This is a genomic window from Aminiphilus circumscriptus DSM 16581 (assembly GCF_000526375.1).
In the GTDB taxonomy this organism is placed as follows: Bacteria; Synergistota; Synergistia; order Synergistales; family Aminiphilaceae; genus Aminiphilus; species Aminiphilus circumscriptus.
On the sequence record NZ_JAFY01000007.1, the window covers coordinates 246,623 to 263,861 of the forward strand.

The 17,239-nt window shown below is 59.5% G+C and carries 18 protein-coding genes; all 18 read left to right on the forward strand.

Features of this window, described 5'->3' with window-relative positions; translation table 11 throughout:
• Nucleotides 1-29: 29 nt before the first annotated feature.
• The 18 genes from K349_RS0111840 (at nt 30) to rodA (ending at nt 17,077) form a co-directional block, all read left to right on the forward strand.
• Nucleotides 30-659 carry a redox-sensing transcriptional repressor Rex gene (locus K349_RS0111840; RefSeq protein WP_029165993.1) on the forward strand — a complete coding sequence of 210 codons (630 nt, stop codon included), beginning with the start codon at nt 30-32 and terminating at the stop codon, nt 657-659.
• A gap of 178 nt (nt 660-837) precedes the next feature.
• Nucleotides 838-1,170, forward strand: a complete 333-nt coding sequence (gene yajC / locus K349_RS17170) for a preprotein translocase subunit YajC (protein ID WP_034265984.1) — start codon at nt 838-840, stop codon at nt 1,168-1,170.
• A gap of 112 nt (nt 1,171-1,282) precedes the next feature.
• Nucleotides 1,283-2,671, forward strand: a complete 1,389-nt coding sequence (gene secD / locus K349_RS0111850) for a protein translocase subunit SecD (RefSeq protein WP_029165994.1) — start codon at nt 1,283-1,285, stop codon at nt 2,669-2,671.
• A gap of 19 nt (nt 2,672-2,690) precedes the next feature.
• Nucleotides 2,691-3,563 carry a protein translocase subunit SecF gene (gene secF / locus K349_RS0111855; protein ID WP_029165995.1) on the forward strand — a complete coding sequence of 291 codons (873 nt, stop codon included), beginning with the start codon at nt 2,691-2,693 and terminating at the stop codon, nt 3,561-3,563.
• A 97-nt stretch (nt 3,564-3,660) separates the two neighbouring features.
• Nucleotides 3,661-4,191: a LapA family protein gene (locus K349_RS18840; RefSeq protein WP_029165996.1), complete on the forward strand. Its 531-nt coding sequence runs from the start codon at nt 3,661-3,663 to the stop codon at nt 4,189-4,191.
• Nucleotides 4,188-5,861, forward strand: a complete 1,674-nt coding sequence (locus tag K349_RS0111865; protein ID WP_029165997.1) for a single-stranded-DNA-specific exonuclease RecJ — start codon at nt 4,188-4,190, stop codon at nt 5,859-5,861. Before K349_RS18840 ends, K349_RS0111865 begins: the two co-directional genes overlap by 4 nt.
• 61 nt (nt 5,862-5,922) lie before the next feature.
• Nucleotides 5,923-8,196, forward strand: a complete 2,274-nt coding sequence (locus K349_RS0111870) for a RelA/SpoT family protein (RefSeq protein WP_029165998.1) — start codon at nt 5,923-5,925, stop codon at nt 8,194-8,196.
• Nucleotides 8,197-8,200: 4 nt separating this feature from the next.
• Nucleotides 8,201-8,650 (forward strand): D-aminoacyl-tRNA deacylase, encoded by a 450-nt coding sequence (gene dtd, locus K349_RS0111875; RefSeq protein ID WP_029165999.1) that lies wholly within the window; start codon nt 8,201-8,203, stop codon nt 8,648-8,650.
• A gap of 4 nt (nt 8,651-8,654) precedes the next feature.
• Entirely contained in the window at nt 8,655-9,335 is a 681-nt protein-coding gene (locus K349_RS0111880; RefSeq protein WP_029166000.1) for an MBL fold metallo-hydrolase, read from the forward strand.
• 9 nt (nt 9,336-9,344) lie between these two features.
• The gene (locus K349_RS0111885) at nt 9,345-10,049 is read left to right on the forward strand and encodes a JAB domain-containing protein (protein ID WP_029166001.1); all 705 of its coding nucleotides are present in this window, start codon (nt 9,345-9,347) and stop codon (nt 10,047-10,049) included.
• Complete coding sequence (gene mreB / locus K349_RS0111890; protein ID WP_029166002.1) at nt 10,034-11,089, forward strand: rod shape-determining protein; 1,056 nt, start codon at nt 10,034-10,036, stop codon at nt 11,087-11,089. Before K349_RS0111885 ends, mreB begins: the two co-directional genes overlap by 16 nt.
• A 41-nt stretch (nt 11,090-11,130) precedes the next feature.
• Nucleotides 11,131-11,907: a rod shape-determining protein MreC gene (gene mreC, locus K349_RS0111895; protein ID WP_029166003.1), complete on the forward strand. Its 777-nt coding sequence runs from the start codon at nt 11,131-11,133 to the stop codon at nt 11,905-11,907.
• Complete coding sequence (locus K349_RS18160) at nt 11,904-12,368, forward strand: hypothetical protein (RefSeq protein WP_029166004.1); 465 nt, start codon at nt 11,904-11,906, stop codon at nt 12,366-12,368. The genes mreC and K349_RS18160 overlap by 4 nt, the downstream gene beginning before the upstream one ends.
• Nucleotides 12,358-14,115: a penicillin-binding protein 2 gene (gene mrdA, locus K349_RS0111905; RefSeq protein WP_029166005.1), complete on the forward strand. Its 1,758-nt coding sequence runs from the start codon at nt 12,358-12,360 to the stop codon at nt 14,113-14,115. Before K349_RS18160 ends, mrdA begins: the two co-directional genes overlap by 11 nt.
• A complete protein-coding gene (gene minC / locus K349_RS0111910; protein WP_051464365.1) occupies nt 14,112-14,816 on the forward strand; it encodes a septum site-determining protein MinC in 705 nt (234 codons plus the stop codon). Before mrdA ends, minC begins: the two co-directional genes overlap by 4 nt.
• 21 nt (nt 14,817-14,837) lie before the next feature.
• A complete protein-coding gene (minD, locus tag K349_RS0111915; protein ID WP_029166007.1) occupies nt 14,838-15,638 on the forward strand; it encodes a septum site-determining protein MinD in 801 nt (266 codons plus the stop codon).
• Nucleotides 15,639-15,656: 18 nt separating this feature from the next.
• Nucleotides 15,657-15,953, forward strand: coding sequence for a cell division topological specificity factor MinE (gene minE, locus K349_RS0111920; RefSeq protein ID WP_029166008.1), 297 nt, complete (start codon nt 15,657-15,659; stop codon nt 15,951-15,953).
• Entirely contained in the window at nt 15,950-17,077 is a 1,128-nt protein-coding gene (gene rodA / locus K349_RS0111925) for a rod shape-determining protein RodA (protein ID WP_029166009.1), read from the forward strand. The genes minE and rodA overlap by 4 nt, the downstream gene beginning before the upstream one ends.
• The last annotated feature ends 162 nt before the right edge of the window (nt 17,078-17,239 follow it).

Consider the following 17,239-nt stretch of genomic DNA (forward strand, 5'->3'; position numbering starts at 1 on the left):
CGATCCGGGAAAGAAGAGGAGACCAGAAAATGAAGGTTGCCGAGCCCACCGTGGAACGTCTCGTGCAATATTATCGGTTGCTGGAACAGCTGCATGAGGAAGGCAGGAAGGTCGTCTCGTCCCAGGACATCGGCGAAATTCTCGCCTTCAAGGCAAGCCAGGTGCGAAAGGACTTGTCCTACTTCGGAGAAATCGGCAAGCGCGGCGTGGGCTATCACGTGGACAAACTCTTCGAGCACATTCGTGCCATTCTGTCTTCGCCGCGGGTGTGGCGGATGGCGCTCGTGGGGGTGGGGCATCTGGGAGAGGCTCTACTCGGGTACAATGCGCTTCGAAGCGAAAAATTCGGCATTTGCGCTCTTTTCGACGTGGATCCGGAGAAGGTCGGGAAAGAGATCGGAGGAATTCCCTGCTTTCACGTCGAGGAGATGACCGACGTGCTTCGCGAGCAGAATGTCGAGGTGGTCATCCTCACCGTTCCCGCCCATGTGGCGCAATCCTGCGTGGACAAAATCGCGAAGAGCGAGACGGTGAAAGGAATTCTCACCTTTGCACCTATTCCCGTTGTCGTGCCGGACCGGATCCTCGTCTACAGCGTGGACATCTCGGTGGAACTCGAAAAACTGCTTTTCTATCTCAAGCAGGCGAATGGCGACTGACCTTCTCTTTTCCCCTGACCGGAGCTCGTGGTACAATCGAGTGCATTCCATGTCGAGAAGACATTTTGAGGAGGCGGTGTTGTTGCGAGCAATGCTGATTGGCTTCGCGAGTCTTCTGTGGCCCGGGGTCTGCCACGCCGAAGGCGCGTCGGCGGGATCGCAGGGAGGGCTTCTGGGCATGCTCATGCCCCTGGCGTTGTTTATCGTCATTTTTTACTTTCTGATCATTCGACCGCAAAAGAAAAAGCAAAAGCAGCACGAGAACATGCTGGCCTCCATCCGGAGAGGTGATCAGATCGTGACGGCGGGAGGCTTCTTCGGTGTCGTCAAGGACGTCAAGGATGACAGCTTCATCGTTGAAATCGCCGATGGCGTGAAGGTCCGCCTGCTCAAGAGTTCCGTTTCGTACAAGCGGTCTACCGAAGAGAGCGACGTCGCCAAGACGTCTAAGAAGGAAGAAGAGACCGCTCCTCAGGAGGAGACGGCGTCTGAAATCGGCTCCGAACAGTAGGAGGCGCTCTTCGATCTGCCGCACGGAGTGGGTGCGAAGCGCCTGCTCCGTTTTTCTCATGTGCGGAGGGGTAGTGTTTCAAAAAAGACGGCATTAAGGAGGTCGTGTTTTCATGTTGAAACGTGATCGCTGGCGGTTGCTGCTCGTTGTCCTGGTGGTCGCCGCCGCCCTGGCGTCGGTCTTTCCCATTCAGGGCAAGATCCGCCTGGGACTCGATCTGAAGGGGGGCGCCCATATCCTGCTGCAGGCCAAAGGGACGCCGGAAAACCCCGTTACCGAGGACAGTGTGGAGCGCCTTCTCGCCGTGCTTCGGAACCGTGTGGACCAGTACGGTGTTTCCGAGCCGGTCATTCAGCGCGAAGGCCGGGATCGTATCATCGTCGATCTCCCCGGAGTGGAGGATCCCGAGGCGGCCCTCGAATTGATCGGCAAGACAGCGCTTCTGGAGTTCCGTGCGGTGGAGGGCATATCGCCCAGGGTTCCCGCTTCGCCGGAGCGGAAGAATTACGAGGATGATGCGAGTTTTGCCGCGGCGGAGGAACGTTGGAAGGCGGCGGCGGAGCAAGTTGCCGCTGCCCAGCAGGAGATGGCCGCCAGGGCCGAGGAAGACGACGCGCTCGTGATCATGAAGGATGAAAAAAACGTCGCCTATCTTCTCGGGCCGCCCCTCGTCACCGGAAAGGATCTTCTCGATGCCAAGACCGCTTTCGACAATCTCGGGCGTCCCGTGGTGACCATCAAGTTCAACGCCGAAGGCACGAAACTTTTCGACAAGGCCACGGCGGACAATGTGGGACGTCAGCTCGCGATCGCTCTCGACGGAGTTGTGGTTTCCGCGCCGGTGGTGCAGGAGAGAATCAGCGGCGGTGACGCGCAGATCTCCGGAAGTTTCTCCCCCGCGGAAGCGCAGCGCCTCGCCATCATGCTCCGGGCAGGCGCACTTCCCGTTCCGGTGGAAATTCTCGAAAACCGTTCCGTGGGACCCACTCTGGGAAGCGATTCCATCGAATCCGGACTTCGTGCTGGATTGATCGGGGCGGCTTTGGTGGTGCTCTTCATGCTGCTCTACTACAGATTCCTCGGAATCGCTGCGGATGTGGCCTTGGGTGTGGCGGTTCTTCTCGTCTTCGCGGCACTCATCAGCTTGAAGGCGACCCTGACGCTTCCCGGCATCGCGGGAATCGTGCTCACCATCGGTATGGCCGTGGATGGCAACATCCTCATCTATGAGCGCATCAAGGAGGAGCAGCGAGCGGGAAAAACACCTCTTGCTGCCGTCGACGCGGGATTCCGCAAGGCCATCACGACCATTATGGATGCGAACATCACCACCCTCATCGCCGCTGCGGTGCTCTACTACTTCGGCAGCGGACCCATTCGAGGTTTCGCCGTGACCCTGAGCATCGGCATTATGGCCAGCCTTTTCAGCGCCATCGTGGTGACCAGGGCTCTGCTGCAGATCTTCTTTGGGCGCAGCCGAAGTGTCCGGCTGCAGCAGTAGAGGGTTAGGAGGAGCGGAGATGTCGTTGAGAACAAAGCACATTCGTTTTATGGAAATTCGCCGCGTTTCCCTTGCCCTGAGCGCGCTGCTGCTGCTGGGCAGTATGGCGTTGCTGATGACGAAGGGGCTCAATCTCGGTATCGATTTCACGGGAGGTATCATCGTTCAGGTCGAGTTCTCCTCTCCCGTGACGGTCAAAGAGGTGCGCGAGACCCTTGCCGAGAGCGGACAGCAGCACGTGACCATTCAGGCCTACAGCGACAGGGGAGTCATCGTTCGGCTCGCCGCGGACGATGAGGCATCCCAGAAGGCCGCCATCGACGCAATGAAGAAGAAGGATTCCGGAGTGAACGTGCTCCGCATCGAAAAAGTCGGGCCGGTGGTGGGAAAACAGCTTCGCGAGGAGGCCGTCGTTGCGGTTGCGGTGGCCCTTGTGGGCATTCTTCTCTACATCACGGTGCGTTTCCGGTTCCGTTTCGCCGTCGTGAGCGTGGTGGCCCTCTTGCACGATACCATTCTCACTCTGGGACTTTTCAGCCTCCTTGGAAGAGAAATCTCTCTCACCTTTATCGCCGCGATTCTCACCGTCGTGGGCTATTCGCTGAACGACACCATCGTCGTTCTCGACCGTGTCCGCGAGAACTGGAAGGAACTTCGCTCGAAGGGGATCGTCCATCTTCTCGACCTTTCCATCAACCAGACACTTTCGAGGACCATCAACACATCGTTGACGACGCTGCTCCCCGTAACGGCGCTCTTTCTCTGGGGAGGACCCGTCATCGGTGATTTTTCCCTCGCGCTTTTGGCGGGAATTCTGGTGGGAACTTACAGCTCCATCTATATCGCGGGGGCACTTCTCTGCGAGTGGAATCTCCGAAAACCGGAAATCTGAGAGGTTTGCGGCGGAGCGGGTTGGCCGGACCATGCTATAGTTGTGCCGAAGCGGGTTGGGCTGGAAGCCGTGCGTCGAGTCTCAAGGAGGGATGCACATGAAGAGTTATGCGCTTGCCATTGCGATAGCCATGCTTGTGGCAGCCGGATATGCCTTTCAGAATACCGGTGATGTGACCGTTCGCTTTCTCATCTGGGAGCGCCAGATTCCGCAGGGAATCTGGGAGATCCTTCTCTTCGCGGCTGGAGGCATTCTCATGTGGTTTGTCTCTCTCGTCGCTCTTTTGGAGGTTCGGAGTGGATTGAAGCGGGAGATCCGGGATTTGCAGAAGCGCAACGAGGCTCTCTCCGAGGAACGCACGGCGCTGCTCACCGCTCTTGCGAGCCTGAAGGGATTCGAGCGGGAACATGTCGCGACGTGTGTGCCCGCACCCTCCGAAGAGAAAGTTTCCACGGGGATCCCCGCGAGCGAAGAATGTGCTGCGGCGGGTGTTCCCTGCGAGGTGAAAAAATGGGAAGAGGAACCGGAAATGCCCGAAAAACCAGCCTCGTTCGAGGATGCTGCCGCGGAGGAGCAATCTCTTGAGGATGTTGTCATGAAAGTGGACGAGGAGCAGGAGCGGCGGTGATCGATATCTGCGCCGGTGACGAGATCCGGGTGAGGTATCCTGAAGAAGACGCCTCGACCCTCGCCCTTACTCTTGGATGTAGCCGAATCTTCGCGAGTGTACTCCAGATGCGCGGCTTGGGGTGTTCTGAGAAGGCTCGGGCGAAACATCGTCCGGGCCTTCGGCTCGCTTTGGAGGAACTTTTCCTCGGTAATGAAGATCCTGGAGGCGAAGGGCTCCGGGCCGCCCTTCGCGAGGGGGTGCGGGTCGTCGTCTATGGGGACTACGATGTCGATGGTGTTGCTGCCACGTCGCTCGCGGTGGAACTGTGTCTTTCGTACGGAGCGGAAGTCCGTTACTATATTCCGCATCGGCGCCTGCAGGGATACGGTATTCACGAGGAGATGATCGGCCGCATTCTGCAGATGGGGTGCGATCTTCTCCTCGTCGTGGATTGCGGCACCAGGGACCGGAAGATTCTGGAGGGCGTCGTCGCCGCCGGTGTTCCCGTGTGGGTTTTCGACCATCATTTGCCCGAAGGTTCCACAGTCCGGGACGTGGGGGCCGTTCTCATCAATCCCCATGCCTCGAACGGAGACGAAGAAGGAGTGCGCCTTTGCGCCACGGGAGTCCTCTGGGCGTGGCTTTTCCGAAACGCCCTCGCGCCGGAGGAGTGGCTTCGTGAACGCCTGGATCTCGTGGCACTGGCCACTGTGGCGGATTGTGTCTCCCTGGGTCCTTTGAACCGCGCCCTCGTTTTCGAGGGACTCGAGCGCATCCGCCAAGGGCGAAGGGTGGGCCTGAGATTGCTCGCGGAGCGGCTCGGGCTCGTTTTTCAGCGTATCGGCGAGGAAGACCTCGCCATGAAACTCATTCCCTGCCTGAATGCTGCGGGAAGACTCGATCTCGCGGATGTGTCCGTTCGGGTTCTTCTCGGAGAGAAGGACACGCTCCAGTGGGTGGAGCGGCTTGTCGAACTGAACAGAAAACGTCAGTATCTTTCCGGGCGGCTCGTGGACGAGATCTCCACGGCAATCTCCGCGGAGGAACGTCATGTTCTTCGGGGGAACGAATGGCCTGTGGGAATCCTGAGCAGTGTGGCAAGCCGTCTCTGCTCGCAATTCCGAAGGCCCATCGCGCTGGCGGCGCCGGCGGGAGAGGTTCTTCGCGGCACTCTCCGCGTGCCCGGCGGAGTGGATGCGGTGGCGATTCTTCGGAATGTGGAGGAACATCTCCTTGAGTGGGGCGGACACCGTCAAGCCGCTGGATTCAGCGTTGCTCCCGAAAGATGGAATGTCGTGGAGGAAAGGCTCGAATACAGCCTGTCCGAAGTGAAAATCCAGAAGGACCTTCTGGAGGTCCTCGCCTTTCCTCCGCAGGAGATCGACATGGCTTCCTGGCGGGAGGTGGAAACGCTGGGGCCTTTCGGCATGGGCAATCCAAGACCGCTCCTCTACGCGGAGAACAAAGGGGTTTCGTCGATCCGTCCCCTCGGAGGCAACGGGAGGCACGTCACCGTGGAGGTTGGAGGCGTGCCTCTCCTCGGATTCAATGCGGCCAAACTTCTCGCGGGGTGTCCGAATCCCCGCGGATGGGTGTATGCTCCCCGAATTGACCACTGGAGGGGACAAGCGCGCCTTCAGTTCGTGCTGGAGCGAATCGTCCATAGCGGAGGCGTTGAGCATGCGTGACGAGGACGAAGGCGGTCGAGACCGCGGAGGAGAACGAGGAAGCCTTGTGCGGGGAAAGGCCATGCGTGCCACCTTGGGGACGCTTGGGACCGAGACGCGTCAAGGACAGGGAATAGCTGCTTTGCGTCTTCTTCGGGACAGCTTCGTCGGCAGGCTTCCCGAGAACCAGCGTGTCACGCCGGTCAAACTCGCATGGCAGGAATTGTGGGGGAAAGCGGCCCGTTTTCTTTCGAAAGAGGATCTTTCCGTTCTGGGAGAAGCCCTCGTGATTGCTGCGGAGGCGCACAAGGACCAGGTGCGGTCTACGGGAGACCCCTACATTGTGCATCCACTCAGCGTCGCCTCTATCCTTGCGGACATGCAGCTCGACAGGGACACGCTCGTGGCGACGCTTCTGCATGATGTCCTCGAAGACACTCCTCTCGACTCGGCGATGTTGGAACAGAAATTCGGGGCACAAGTGCTCACCCTCGTTGATGGAGTCACGAAGCTCGGCAAGCTCCCCTTTCGTTCCTTCGAGGACTACCAGGCGGAGAATCTGCGCAAGATGTTCCTCGTCATGGCCAAGGATATCCGGGTGGTCCTCATCAAGCTCGCGGACAGGGTGCACAACATGCGAACGCTTCAGGCCCTTCGGAGGGACAAGCAGCTCCGCATCGCAAAGGAGACCATCGAGATTTACGCGCCTCTCGCGCATCGGCTTGGTATCTATCAGATCAAGAGGGAACTCGAGGACCTTTCCTACAAGATCCTCGACCCGGACATGTACCACGAGATCCGCCGCCGGGTCCGGAAAAAACTTCCCGAGAGGGAGGCCATTGTCAAGAAGGCCATCGACCTGCTCCAGGAACGACTCAAAGGTTCCGGAGTCGATGTATACATCACGGGAAGAGCAAAACATTTCTACAGCATCTACGAGAAAATGCGAAGAAAAAACCTCTCTCTCGACCAGCTCTACGACCTGCTGGCGGTGAGGGTTATCGTCAATACAGTGGTGGAATGCTACACGGTTCTCGGTGTGGTGCATACCCTGTGGAAGCCTATTCCGGGGCAATTCGACGACTACATCGCCAATCCGAAGAACAACATGTACCAGTCTCTGCATACCACGGTGGTGGGTCCCAGCGGCGAGCCTTTGGAGGTGCAGATTCGAACCTGGGAGATGAATCTCCTCGCCGAATACGGCATTGCGGCTCACTGGCGATACAAAGAACGCAAGACCAAAATGGACGAGCTCGACAACAAGCTCACCTGGATACGGCAGGCTCTCGAATCCCCCGGGGAGGACAATGAACCGGCGGAGTTTCTTGAGCATCTCAAGGCGGATGTGCTCACCTCGGAGGTCTTTGTCTTCACTCCAAAGGGGGATGTCATGAATCTCCCCCACGGCTCCACGCCCATCGATTTCGCCTACACCATCCACACGGAGGTGGGGAACAAGTGCGTCGGGGCCATGGTGAACGGGCGTATTGTCTCGATGGACTACACACTGCAGAACGGGGATATCGTGCGTGTGCTCACCTCCCCTCAGGGGCGCCCCTCCAGGGACTGGTTGAAGCTTGTTCGGAGCAATCGTGCTCAGGCGAAGATCCGGAGCTATTTTCGCCAGCAGGATAGAGCGGAGCGGGATGAACGGCTGGGCAAGGGGCAGGAGATGCTCGAGCGGGAGTTGCGCCGCCGCCTGGAGCAGCCGGAGCTGGAGTTGACCTCGGAGTACATGGGGGCTCTCAACAAAATCGCCCATGACATGGGATTTTCCAACGGGGAAGACCTGCTCGTTGAAATCGGATCGGGGCGCCAGAATCCCAGTGCCGTCGCATCGAGGGTTGTGCAGCTTAGGGCAACGACGTCCCAGGATGTGGAAATCCCCCAGGAGGCAGTTATTCCGAAGAGGGAAGTCGATGCGGAAATCGTGGTGGACGGAACGGAAGGAGTGCTTGTGGGAATCGCCAACTGCTGCAGGCCCATTCCCGGGGATGCCATCGTGGGATACGTGACGAAGAACCGCGGTATCACCGTGCACAGGGTGGACTGCGCCAATGTGGACACTTCGGCGGAGGAGCGCACCATCCCCGTTGCATGGGGAAAAAAGACCGCTCCCCGCTACACGAGCAGGATCAAGCTCGAGGCGGCGGACCGACCGGGACTGTTTGCCGAGGTCACCCAGGCTTTGGCCGCAGGAGATGCGTCCATTCTGAGCGTCAAGGCCAACGTGAAGGGAGCCAATCGTGCGGTCATGACCGCTGAGATTCAGGTTCATGATCTGGAACACCTTTATCGGATCATGGCGCGGATCAATACCGTCAAAGGTGTCATGCAAGTGGAACGGGGGTGATGTCGTGCGTGCCGTCGTGCAGCGTGTGGATTGGGCGAATGTTCGGGTCGGCGAGGAAACGGTGGGCGAGGTGGGTTTGGGGATGTGCGTTCTCCTCGGTGTCTCCGGGGAGGATACGGACGCCGATGTGACCTGGATGGCCGAGAAGATCGCCACGCTGCGCATTTTCGAAGATGCCGAGGGAAAACTCAACCGCTCTTTGGGTGATGTAGGCGGATCCATGCTCGTGATCTCTCAGTTCACGCTCTACGGGGATTGCCGGAAAGGGCGAAGGCCTTCCTTCACGGAAGCCGCGCCTCCCGAGAAAGGCAAGTCCTGTTACGAACTCTTCTGCCGTCTGGTCGAGGAGAAGGGCATTCCCGTTTCCACGGGGATCTTTCGTGCGGACATGCGGGTGTCTCTTTGCAACAACGGTCCCGTCACGATGATCATCGACAGCAAAGGAGTGTTCTAAAACCATGGAGATGCGCCGTTTCGCCCTGGGGGCGTTGTGGACGAACGGATATCTGGTGTGGACCGAGGAGCGGCGGGGAATTTTCGTCGATCCCGGCGGCGATGTTTCGGAGGTTGATGCCTGGCTTCGGGAAAAGGAGATTGTCCTCGAAGCAATCCTTCTCACCCATGGACATGCGGATCATATCGCCGGTGTGGAGGGGCTGCGCAGGGGAAAAAAGATTCCCGTGGCCATCCATGTGCTCGACGCGCCGAAACTCTCCGCCGCCACGGAGAACCTCTCTGCCTTCATAGGAAATCCTCTGGTGTGCAATGCGGCGGAGTTGCTCCTTGAGGACGGAATGACTTTGGAGATCGCAGGGTTTTCTATTCACGTTCTCCATACGCCGGGGCATACGGAGGGATCCTGCTGTTTCCTCGTGGAGGAGCAGAAGTCCCTTTCGCAAGGAACGACAGGTGTCTCCGCGTCGGCCTCGCGAAGGAACGAGACGCTGCTCTTCTCCGGAGACACGCTCTTCGCCCAGAGCGTGGGCAGAACGGACCTCCCCGGAGGCGATGAGGCGACCCTGCTCCACTCTCTGAAGAAGCTCGCCGAGCTTCCCGACGAGCTTCGGGTGCTTCCAGGCCACGGCCCGGAGACGACCATCGGGCGGGAGCGGGAAAGCAATCCTTTCTGGCCTCGCTAAGGGGATCGCGTGTTTCTTGCACGGTTACCCCGGGACCAGTGGCCCCGGGAACGCCTTTTCTCTCTGGGGCCTGAAGCACTTTCACTCTGCGAGCTTCTCGCTATTCTTTTGCATACGGGTTCCCGGGGGATGGACGTTTTGGAACTTGGCGGTATGCTTCTTGAGGAGTTCGGTGATCTCACAGGTCTCGCTCGGGCGGCTCCGGAGGAGTTCCTCGCGGTGAAGGGACTGGGTGAAGCCAAGGTGGCGAACCTCGTCGCGGCTTTGGAGCTGGCGAGAAGGCTGCGAAGCGAAAGTGCCAAAACAGGCCGGAACGAGACGTGGCGCAGCCGTGTCGCTTCTTGGGCCGAAAACCTTGCAACGGAAGAAAGGGAGTTCATCCTTGCTCTTTTCCTGGATCGCAAGGGGCGGATCCTCGGGGAGAAACAGGTTTCCTATGGTGGGCTGGACGGAGCTTTCCTGGATCTGCCGTTTCTGTTGCGAAGGGCCGTTCGTCTCGACGCGGCGGCGATGGTTCTCGGTCACAATCATCCTGACGGTACTCCGGAACCCAGCAGGGAGGACCGGGAACTCACGTTGCTCCTCTCCAGGCGTCTTCGGATGCTGGATATGGAGCTGTTCGGGCATTTCGTGCTGGCTGGCGGCAGGTTCGTTCCTGTGGAGGTCGGCGAAGAGAGAAGGAAAGCGGGGGAATCTGCGTGTTCAAGTGGATAGCGGGGCTTTTTAGCCGTGATGTCGGCATAGATCTGGGTACGGCGAACATCGTCGTCTACGTTCAGGGACGGGGAATCGTCCTCAGCGAACCCTCCGCGGTGGCTATCAAACACACGGGAAGAAAGGGAAAGGAAGAGGTCATCGCGGTCGGGGCCAGCGCAAAAGCCATGGTGGGCAAGACCCCCGCCGGAGTCGTGACGGTGCGTCCGCTGCAGCACGGAGTCATTGCCGACTTCGACATGACCGAGGCCATGATCGGCCATTTCATGACCGCTGCGACGGGAAGGCGTCACATCCTCGCGCATCCCCGGGTGGTCATCTGTGTTCCCGCCTGCGTGACGGAAGTGGAGCGCCGGGCCGTCATCGACGCGACGCTCGGAGCGGGTGCTCGGGAAGCCTATGTCATCGATGAACCCATCGCGGCCGCGATGGGTGCGGGGCTCCCCATCCACGAACCGCGGGGGAACATGGTGGTGGACATCGGAGGTGGCACAAGCGAGGTAGCGGTGCTTTCTCTCGGGGGCATCGTGGTGAGCAAATCCCTTCGCTCCGCGGGCGACGAGATCGATGCGGCCATCGTGAACATGCTTCGGCAGAATTACACGCTCTGTATTGGCGATGTCACCGCAGAGGAGATCAAGATCAACATCGGCACTGCGATGCCGCTCGCCGAACCGCTCGTCATGGAAGTGAAGGGAAGGGACCTCATGGATGGTCTTCCCAAAGCGGTGCGCATCAGTTCCGAAGAGGTGCGGGAGGCGTTGAACCCCATCACCCTCCGGATCGAGGAAATGGTGAAGGATGCGCTCGAACAGACTCCTCCGGAGCTTGCTCGGGACATTGTGGACCAGGGGATGGTTCTCACGGGAGGTGGCGCACTGCTTCGGGGTATGGGGGAACGTCTCCGGCGGACGCTGAACGTGCCCGTCATCACCGCCGAACAGCCGCTCTTTTCCGTTGCACTCGGCGTCGGGCGCGTTCTCGACGAACTGGATGCGATGAAGAAAATTCTCATCGCCGTGGATAAAGGAGTGCAATGAGAGGCTTTGCGCTGACGCAGTGAAAGAAACGGAGTGACGGTATGGAACGGAAGGGCGTGAACAATCCCTGGGTTCATGGTGTCCTGGCCGGTGTGGTGGGACTGTTGCTCTTCATCGTCTCCTTGCAGCTTCCCCTCGCACGAAGCGCCATGGACGCCACGGCGAGGTTCCTTTACTGGCCGGAATACCCCGCCAGCGCGCTCAGACGTCACCTCCGGGAGATGTACCTGTGGATCACCCGGGAAACGGAGCGTCAGGAGCGGCTCGAGCAGCTGGAAGGAGAAGTCCTTGCGCTTCGCGCCGTGGTACGCCGTCTCGGCGTGACGGAGCAGCCACCTGCCCGGGGCATGGTGACCGCCCGGGTGACTCTTCGCGAACCGAGTCGGTGGTGGCAGGAGATCCGGATCGACCAGGGAAGCCTTTCGGGAATTCGCGTGGGCTCACCGGTGCTGCAGAACGGATTCCTTGTCGGAAGAGTCTCTCAGACAGGTGAGAGGTTCGCCTGGGTCGAACTGATCACCTCCAGTACGCTGCTCATTCCCGCCGTACTGGACCGCACGAGGGATTTGGGTGTCGTGACGGGCGACGACGCGGGCAGAGTGTTGCTGCTCTACATCCCCGAGGAAAAAAAACTCCAGGCGGAGATGAGCGTCAGCACCGCCCTTGTGGGCGAATTCCTCCCCCCGGGTATCCCCATCGGCAAAGTCGCCTTTGCCGAGGAGGTGACCGGCGGATATCGCCCCTACGTCCTTGCCATCGGTGGTGATCTGGCCAGGCTGTATACCGTTTCCGTCATGGTCCAGGAGGGACTGCCGTGATCTGGGCGGCGGGGATGTGGTATCTTCAGGATCTCCTCCAGGTTGCGGCGTCGAGCGGAGTGCTGGTTCCCGAACTCTTCTTTCTTTTTCTGCTTCTTCTCTCCGTCACCGAGGAGTACGATCTCTGCGGCATGGTGTGGATCGCCTTTGTCGGCGGATTGTTCTGGGATCTGCGCTGGACGGGGCTACCTGGTTTTACCGCGGGCCTTTACGGTGTGCTCCTCTCCCTGGTGGTGGGTACCTGGCGTCTCATTCCGGCTCAGGGACGCACTTCCGCCCTGTTCGGCTGTTGTGCCCTCGGCGGGCATCTCGCCATCGGCCTGATGCGAGGCGTATTGCTGCTCTCCACCGGGGTTTCTCTGTGGCCTCTTGTTTTGCTGCAGCAGCTTGCGGGGATGCCCCTCATCCTCCTAGGCATTCTCTGGTTTTCCCGGAGAGAAGGGCCGTGTCGTGTCCCCTGAACGGACCTCCATGGATTTTCGCCTTCTCGTCTGGAGAATTTTCATGATGGTGGGCCTGTTTCTTCTGGTGGGAGGGCTTTATTCGTTTCAGGTCGCCCAGGCGGATCGCTATGTCAAGCTCGCCACGGACAACCGGCTGCGGTTTATCCGCATTCCTCCGCCTCGGGGAGTGATCTACGACGCAAACGGCCTCTCCCTCGCGGAGAACGTCCGGACCTTCGACATCAAAGGATATCCTCTGGATCTTTCCAAGGAGGGGGTTTTTTCTCGAATTGCCGTGCTGTTTCAGCGACATGGCATTCCATTTACCGAAGAGGATCTGGCGCGTTCCTGTGACAGACAGTTTTGGGCGCCTTTTCGGGCCGTAACGCTCGTGAGCAATCTTACCCTGTCCCAGGTGGCGGATCTCGTGACCGATCCGGAGTTCGTACCGCAGCTCTTTCCCTTTCCCGTGTGGCGTCGTATCTATCCTGCGGGTCCTCTCGCGGCGCATGTCACGGGATATGTGGGAGAAATCACTCGGGAGGAATTGCAGCAGCGGGGTGACCAGGGGTACCTCGGTGGGGATCAGCTCGGAAAGGCCGGGATCGAACGTTTCTACGAGGAACAGCTTCGCGGACAGGCGGGCGAGGAGGCCGTCGAGGTGGATGCCCGAGGGCGGCGTCTTCGACAGATCGATTATCGTCCTCCCGCGCCGGGAGCGGATATTCGTTTGACCCTCGATCTCGGCGCCCAGAGAGTTGCGGCGGAACTCATGAGCGGGCGAAGGGGTGTCTTGCTCGCCATGGACGTGCACACCGGTGCACTGCGCGTCTTTTATTCGTCGCCCACCTACGATGTGAATCCCCTGACCTGGGGAGTGTCTCCGTCGGAGTGGGGAAAGCTCGTCAATGATCCGGATCGTCCCATGCTGAACAGAGCCATAGGCGGTGTCTATCCGCCGGGCTCGGTCTTCAAGGTCGTTCCCGCTCTTCTGGGGCTCGCGTCCGGAACGGTGACCGCCTCCACGACGGTACACTGCCCCGGCTACATGAATCTCGGGGACAGGACGTTCCGTTGCTGGCAGCGTTGGGGGCACGGCAGAGAGAACCTTGTAACGGCCATCAGGGATTCCTGCGACGTGTATTTCTACCAGCTCGGGCTATGGCTCGGTGCGGACGCTCTTGTGTCCTTCGCGGAGCGTTTCGGCATAGGGCAGCTCACCGGGGTGGACCTTCCCGGCGAGGTGGAGGGAACCGCTGCGGGAAGGGAGTGGAAAAAACGGCGCCTCAATGAATCCTGGTACCAGGGGGATACGGTCAATTATTCCATCGGGCAGGGTTTTCTGCTCATGACGCCCCTTCAGGTGGCGCGCATGGCTGCCGTCGTCGCAAACGGGGGCAAACTCGTCACCCCTCATTTCGCCGAAGGTCATTCCGCTTCCGTGACGGATCTCCAGCTTCCTCAGGAGGCGCTTCGGCTCGTTCGGAAGGGACTGGAAGAGGTTGTCCGGACGGGCACGGGGAAGCCCGCCGGAGCGTTCGGTGTCGAGATCGCGGGGAAGACGGGAACGGCCCAGAACGCCCATGGCGAGGATCACGCGTGGTTTTTCGGCTACGCTCCCGCGAAGGACCCGAAGCTGGTTGCGGTGGCTCTCGTGGAGGGAGGCGGCAAGGGGAGCAGTGTGGCCGGTCCTCTTGTCGCCGAGCTTCTTGCGTATCTGTGTCTCGGAGAACGACGTGGAAACGAGGGGAGAGGCGGGCAATGAACGAGAAAAACGGCGAAGAGCTCCGGGGAGAAACTGCTGAAAACGGACAGATTCTCCTGAAGGGAGGCGTCCAGGGATTACGACTCATCATTCCCGAGCATTTTTCCGGTGAAGAATTGCGGAAGGGATTGCAGGAAATTCTCTCCGGAGGAAAACACATCCTCCAGGGTGCCCGGATCGTGTTCGATCTCCAGGGGCGTGCCACGGATGCCGGGGAGATACTCTGGATTCTGGAGCACTTTGTCTGGCCCGGAAATGTTTCTGTGCTTTCCTGGGTGACCTATTCCGCGGAGACCCTGGAGATCCTCCGCCGGAGCGGATTTCCCACGGGGGAACCCGCTCCGACGGGACATGCCGCCGAACGCACTCATCGTTCTCTCGTGTTGGAGCGTTCCTTGCGCTCCGGACAGAGGGTCGAACATGGAGGCGATGTCGTCATTGTCGGCTCCGTGAATGACGGTGCGGAGGTCTTCGCCGGGGGGAACATCGTCGTGTGGGGGCGACTCCAGGGAATTGCCCATGCCGGCTCGGAGGGCAATGCCGATGCCCGGATTCTGACAAGGGTCTTCGAAGCCTCGCAGGTGCGCATCGGACGAAAAGTGAGTTATGTGGACAAGGATTCCTCCTGGTGGGGAAAATCCGTCGTCATCGGTATCGAGGATGAGACGTTCATCGTTCGGCCTCTGACGATCCAGTCGTAGCAGCGGGGAGGGTGTTCGGATATGACCTGTCGCGTAATCGTTGTGACATCGGGCAAGGGTGGTGTGGGGAAAACGACCACTACGGCGAATCTCTCTGTGGCCCTGGCGAGTCGAGGCTACAAGGTTGTGGCTATGGACGCGGATATCGGCCTTCGGAATCTCGATGTGGTCTTGGGCCTGGAGAACCGTATCGTGTACACTCTTGTGGATGTGGTGGAAGGCAATTGTCGGCTTCTCCAGGCGCTCGTGCGGGACAAGCGGGTGAACAATCTTCATCTCCTTCCCGCGGCCCAGACGCGAACGAAGGACGCGGTGACGCCCGAACAGATGCGGACTCTCTGCGACGAGCTGCGCGAACACTTCGATTTTGTCCTCGTCGATAGCCCTGCGGGTATCGAGGGAGGTTTCCGCAACGCCGCGGTGGGTGCGGATGAAGCCTTGGTGGTGACCACGCCGGAGGTGTCGGCGGTTCGTGACGCGGATCGGATCATCGGGATGCTCGAAGCCATGGGAAAATCTCCCATCCGGCTGGTCATCAACCGGATTCGTCCCTACATGGTGAAGCGCGGGGACATGCTCGACGTGGCGGACGTCTTGGACATTCTCGCCGTCGATCTCGTGGGGGTCGTTCCCGACGACGACAGTGTGGTCACCTCCACCAACCGGGGTGAACCCCTGACACTCGGGGGAAACAGTCCGGCCTCGAAGGCCTTCGAGAATATTTCGCTGCGTCTCTGTGGGGAGGATGTGCCTTTCTTGGATCTCGACAATCCCGAGAAAGAAGGGCTTTTCGGAAAGGTAAGAAAACTCTTTGGCCTGTAGAGGACGGGGGGAACGACCATGGGTTTCTTGAGCAGGTTTTTCGGCTCCGGAGGGACGAAAAACGTCGCGAAGGAGCGGCTTCAGCTCGTCTTGATCCACGACAGAACGGATATTTCACCCGCCCTCATGGAGGATCTGCGCCGTGATCTCATTGCGGTGATCAGCAACTATCTCGAGATTGACGAGATGCACATCGACATCGATCTCGAGAGGGAGGATCGTTCCGTCGCCCTTGTGGCAAACATTCCCGTGCGCACGGTGAAACGGGTCTATGCTCGTTCCGGACGAGGCGGGGAGACGCTTTCCGGCAAATGAACGCACCCGTATCCACCCGAAGCTTCACGGAGCATCTCACGCTGAGGGAGCGGCTCCGTCTTCTCGATAAGGGCGCGCTCGCCGCAGCGGTCATCCTTTTTGTCACCGGAGTCGTTGCCATCTACAGTGCGGGCTATGGTGGGCGCGAACTCTTCGCCTACAAGCAGATTCTCTGGGGAGGGGTTGCGGCCTGCGCCTATGTAGGTACCATCTGGATAGGTCATGAGCGGGTACTGCGCTATGCCTATCCTCTTTTCTGGTTTGTACTTTTGCTTCTCCTGGTGGTTCTTCTCGTCGGCATCGAAGCCAAGGGGGCGCAGCGCTGGATTTCCTTCGGCTTCTTCAGGCTTCAGCCGTCCGATGTGGGCAAGATCGCCCTCTCGGCGGTGCTTGGAAAACATCTGTGCCGCTATCCGCCGAAGAATCTGAAGAACCTCTGTTCGGGAATGGCTCTTGCGGGATTGCTCGGTGGACTGGTGTTCCTCCAGCCTGATCTGGGCAGTGTCGTCGTCTATGTCTTCATGACTTTTGTCGCCCTCTTTCTGGCGGGAACGCCGGGAAAATATCTCGGAGCCCTCATCGGAGGCGGCATGGCGCTTCTGCCCCTCGGCTGGGCTTTTCTCAAGGAATACCAGAAAAACCGCATTCTCGTTTTTCTCGACCCCTACGTGGATCCCCTCGGGGCCGGCTACAACGTGATCCAGTCCCGCATCGCCGTTGGCGCGGGGGGACTTTTCGGAAAGGGATATCTCCAGGGAAGCCAGAGCAAGCTTCGCTTTCTGCCGGAGCCGCACACGGATTTCATTTTCAGCGTTTTTGCCGAGGAGATGGGTTTTGTCGGAGCGGTGATCCTCCTCGCTCTCTTCGGGTTCCTGCTCTGGCGCATTGCCGTTGCGGGAGCACGCTCGAAGGATCTTCGGTGCAAGGTCATGGTGGGAACTCTCGCGGCGGGAATCTGGTTCCACGTGTTTCAATGCGTTGCCATGAGCATGGGGCTCGTTCCCGTGAAGGGTATTCCTCTGCCGCTCTTCAGCTACGGGGGAAGCTCTCTCTTGGGGCAGGGGATCACCCTGGGCCTGGTGCAGAGTGTGTTCATCCACTCCACGCGCCCCTACGAAGAATAACGCCGGTGTCGCTTCGAATGGGACCTGTTGAGGGAATCTCTGAATAAGGCCACGTCAGCCCCGCAGGGCGCCTCGCAGAGCCTGACGCGATTCGAGTCAAGGGAAAGCGAAAGGTCTTTCTTCAGAGCCTCCTTAGGATAGACAATGCGAGAAATGTCGCGT